Source organism: Arthrobacter sp. CAN_A2, assembly GCF_015752045.1.
Lineage (GTDB): Bacteria > Actinomycetota > Actinomycetes > Actinomycetales > Micrococcaceae > Arthrobacter_D.
Genome location: NZ_JADOUS010000047.1, coordinates 1 through 3,275, shown reverse-complemented (window position 1 = coordinate 3,275; position 3,275 = coordinate 1). Strand labels below are relative to the sequence as shown.

Below are 3,275 nucleotides of genomic sequence, written 5' to 3'. Positions count from 1 at the left end.
TTCACCAACTACAGACTCCGCTGCCTACTCGCTGCCGGCGGCCACCGCCCCTACCGCGCGAAACGAACCAACCACGCCTAAATGCGAAGGGCCGGAAAACTGGACGCAAGACAACCAATTAGCTATCGCATAGACGCTGGACTGCTAACGGGGGCCCAACCATGTGGTTCGGTCGATGAGAACCCGCTGAATGTGAACGCAGACCGATCCTCGTCAGCGCCCGCAGTTTCATCGGAGGCGGCTGGATCCGGTGCTGGTGTATCCGGTGACGCCGAGTCTGCTGGTGTCGACCCCAGTTCGGGCACAGCCTCGGAGAAAACCTCGGCCGGCGCAGCGCCCGCAGGGGACGTATGGGGCGATGACCCATTGGGCATCGCGAAAGATGGTGCCACGTTGCGCGGGGAGCAGCCGGAGAAAAGCTTTCAGCAGTACACGCTGCTGTTGCATAACCCGACGTTGGAAACCTTCACTTTTTCCGATGTTGCGCTGGGCTCCCCCAAGGGCCTGAGTGTCGTGTCGGTTGAGGTGACCCCTGCCAATAAGGAAGGTCACGGCAATCATGGTGCAGCCCCTGGATCGGCATCTCATGCCGAGCATGAAGCGGTCCCCTCCCCCGCCGACACCAAGCCTGAGCCGAGCACCTTCGAGGTCGACCCGGTGCCGGTCGAAGGATTTGTTTTCGAACCCGACGCGCACATCGATATTGTCGTTGAGGTCGCGCTAGAGGAAACAGTAGACCGGGGCACCGCCGAGAACGTGGCTGTCCAGTTCAGTTCACCGGACCGCGCGTACTCTGTCGCGCACCCGCTGAACATTACCGTGGACCGGACCTCCTGCTCCTAGCCGTGCCCAGCGGACACTTCTAGCGCCCGGCTCCACAGCCCGGCGTGCACGCAAAACCAGTCAGACGCTGCGTTCGAATTTCGTCTCACGCCCGGGTCGTTACCTGCTCCTCTGCCCTCTGTGCGGGCCGTCGGTCAGCTCACTTTCTCGGCTAGCGGTGTGACTTTTCCGGTGAAGGGTGTAGGCAGTAAGAGCCAGGATGAGGGCGAGGCCCTCGGCGATGGCGGTAATGGTTTTCGTGGTGTACCAGACGGGCTCATACATCGACGGTATGGGTCCGATGGCCGGGATCTGGATGTACCGGTACGCGATCACAGCGACCAGGGAGGCCAGCGCCACCACTGCGGCCAGCAGGAAAGCTCGTTGTGTTCCCCTGATAAGGACATATAGTGCGGCGAGAACAGCGACGGCGCCCTGGATTCGGAACAGATTACCGCCGCCTATCCCGGACGGTGCTGCCTGCTGGAATCCTGCTGCCAACTGGAAATGGATGACAGCACTCACGATGAGCGCCACCGCGATAAGGACCCGTAAGACCAGCATGACCGGGCGATTATCTACACTGCGGCGGCCGTTGCTTGAGGGTGCATCGCTGAGGGTCATCCGATGACCAGCGTCCCGGACATTTGGGGATGGAAGGTGCAGATGACCTTGTACTCCCCTGCCTTATCGGGGGCGGTGAAGGTCACGGTCTCTCCGGCGGGGACATTCACGTTGAACTCTCCGTCACCGTCAGCGGTGACCGTGTGGGGAGCGTCGTCGTCATTGATGACCGTGATCTCGGCACCGGGGGAAACGCTGTCAGGCATTTCGTACTTGAAGTCCGCGATGGTGATCACCGCTTCCTCCGCCGGTGCCGCGTCGGCGGACGCAGACATACCAGCACCGGTCGACGCGCCCGCGCTCGGGGCTGCCGCGGCGGCACTGGCAGTACCAGCCGGCGATGTCGCCTCCGGTGCTTGAGCTGATGATGTCTCGGTCACCGGGGCCTCAGGTGTCGGTGCCTCAGTTGTCGGTGAGCAGGCAACAGATCCCATCGAGACACCAGCAAGCATCAGTGCAGACAGAACGAGTTTCGTGGCTTTCATCATTATCCTTTTGTGAGGGACTTGTGGTGCTAACAGGACATCGGCTGATCGGGCCACTAAAGACCCGCCTCCGACAACATTCCCGGACGCGTCCTGACCGACGCCGGGATGCGTGAGATGTGGACCGGGGAAGGGAAAGCTTGCGTGAGCTGCAGAACCGGATGCGGTGGTCCTACTGGCTTGTTGTGCGCCGGCGTACGGCGTAGGTGCTGCCAGCCAGAGCCGCAAGGACCAGCCCCCCTCCAAGGAGTAAAGCATCCAGGGATCCGCCCGTCACCTGCGTGGTCCCCGTGTCGGCGCCGCCGCGCGGAACTGTGCCCATCTGATCCATGCCCTCCATGTCATCCATGCCACCCGAATCCCCCGTGCCCGGTTGGGCGGCGGCAGGCGCAGGCGCCGGCGCCGGTGTCGTGGGGGCGGCCGGTGCTGGGGCGGCTGCTGCGGCGACAGTGAGAGAGGCTTCCATGTTGGCGTGGAATTTGCAGAAGAAACTGTACGTGCCGGCATCTGCCGGGGCAGCGAAGGTCACGGTTTCCCCGCCGGGAATGGTGACGTCGAAGGCCCCATTATCGGCGGTGACGGTGTGAACTTCGGTATCAGTGTTGGTGACAGTGATCTGTGATCCCGGAGAAACGGTGCCGATCCCCGAGTACGCGAAATCGGTGATGGTGATGGTCATCTGCCCCATCGTCATCGTCGGAACCGACATTGAAGATGCGATCACAGGAGCTACCGCAGGAGCGGCTACCGCTGGCCCTGCTGCCATGACGCCCGCGCCACTGATGAGAACACCGGCCAGGGCAGTACTGAGAATTTTCCCTCGGGTAGACATGATCGTTCCCTCCGCCGGGGCAACTAGGAAGGCACCAAACATGGGCGGCCGATCAAAGGTGAGCCACCGATACCAAAACCCCGACATATGACCTTCGTCACACGAGCAATCAAAGATGGGCAGGAAACAGCAGCGATCAAAAACGGGCACGAAAGCCTCACTGTTGATGTCCTGCACTGAGCCTATGGGGGACCGTTACCCCGGTCGTCACGAAGGCAGCCAACATGAGGGTCGTCGACTTGAGAGCGGTAGCCAATCTTGTGAAAGACAAGTTTCTCGGGTGCCACTTGGGGGAAATGAAGGAGCGCCGGCGAACACCAGGATGGAGGCCCCTAAATGTTCGTCGACGCTCGGACCCGGCGAACCGGGTCAATCCTCACTCGCACATGAAGGTAAAACGACTGTACAGCCCAAACCGGCTCATCGTAATTGAGGGTGTAGTCGAGGTCTGAAGCCGCCTGATTCGAGCAGGCTGCGCGCGATGTAGTTGGTGAGGTTCCGGAATCCGAGGG

General features: G+C 61.6%; 4 protein-coding genes. 1 reads left to right on the top strand and 3 read right to left on the bottom strand.

What is annotated here, in order from left to right; genetic code table 11:
• Positions 1-366 precede the first annotated feature (366 nt).
• Complete coding sequence (locus IWX63_RS16430) at positions 367-843, top strand: hypothetical protein (RefSeq protein WP_199279225.1); 477 nt, start codon at positions 367-369, stop codon at positions 841-843.
• A gap of 99 nt (positions 844-942) precedes the next feature.
• Here the strand turns inward: IWX63_RS16430 and IWX63_RS16425 are convergent, their stop codons facing one another.
• The 3 genes from IWX63_RS16425 to IWX63_RS16415 all read right to left on the bottom strand — a co-directional run bounded on the left by IWX63_RS16425 (position 943) and on the right by IWX63_RS16415 (position 2,940).
• Positions 943-1,446, bottom strand: coding sequence for a hypothetical protein (locus IWX63_RS16425; protein WP_199279224.1), 504 nt, complete (start codon positions 1,444-1,446; stop codon positions 943-945).
• Positions 1,443-1,934, bottom strand: a complete 492-nt coding sequence (locus IWX63_RS16420; RefSeq protein WP_199279223.1) for a cupredoxin domain-containing protein — start codon at positions 1,932-1,934, stop codon at positions 1,443-1,445. Before IWX63_RS16420 ends, IWX63_RS16425 begins: the two co-directional genes overlap by 4 nt.
• 169 nt (positions 1,935-2,103) lie before the next feature.
• Complete coding sequence (locus IWX63_RS16415) at positions 2,104-2,940, bottom strand: cupredoxin domain-containing protein (RefSeq protein ID WP_199279222.1); 837 nt, start codon at positions 2,938-2,940, stop codon at positions 2,104-2,106.
• Between the last annotated feature and the right edge of the window lie 335 nt (positions 2,941-3,275).

Bases quoted from the DNA above. Each gene is read 5' to 3' on its own strand.
- IWX63_RS16425 (WP_199279224.1), bottom strand. From the start codon at position 1,446: ATGACCCTCAGCGATGCACCCTCAAGCAACGGCCGCCGCAGTGTAGAT.
- IWX63_RS16420 (WP_199279223.1), bottom strand. From the start codon at position 1,934: ATGATGAAAGCCACGAAACTCGTTCTGTCTGCACTGATGCTTGCTGGT.